The organism is Specibacter sp. AOP5-B1-6, assembly GCF_052376555.1.
GTDB lineage: Bacteria > Actinomycetota > Actinomycetes > Actinomycetales > Micrococcaceae > Specibacter.
In genome coordinates this window covers 1-463 of record NZ_JBQSVT010000123.1, presented here as the reverse complement: position 1 = coordinate 463, position 463 = coordinate 1, and the positions used below count along the sequence as shown (strand labels likewise).

Annotated in this window: 1 protein-coding gene; it reads right to left on the bottom strand. The window is 58.7% G+C overall.

The annotated features are described in order from the left end of the window. Nucleotides 1-463, bottom strand: a 463-nt coding sequence (locus ACT3TS_RS19755) for an FAD-dependent oxidoreductase (protein WP_444533228.1), incomplete at both ends; no start/stop codon positions are given.

Below are 463 nucleotides of genomic sequence, written 5' to 3'. Positions count from 1 at the left end.
GGTGGCACCCATGACGGGGTAGCGGATGTTGTCGTTGATATTCAGGATCGGGCAGAGTTCCTTCACCTGCTTAGGATCCAGCCATTCGGCGTCGACTCCGTTGAGCTGGTTGGCCCCGACCCGGCGCATGCTTTCGCGTACATCGCCAAGCGTGTGGGCCAGGTTCATGACCCCGCGCTGGCTGAACAGGAAATCGTATTCAAGTTCCTCCGGCAGGATCTCCCACAGTTTCAGGGAGTGCTCATAGATGGCCGCACTTTCATCCCACAGGTAGTTGGAACGGATGATGGTGGTGTTGCGGGCCATGTTGCCGCCGGCCAGCCACCCCTTTTCCAGAATGGCAATGTTGGTCATGCCATGGTTCTTGGCCAGAAAGTAGGCTGTCGCCAATCCATGGCCACCACCGCCAACGATGACGGCGTCGTACGACTTCTTGGGGTCCGGGTTCCGCCACAGGAATTCC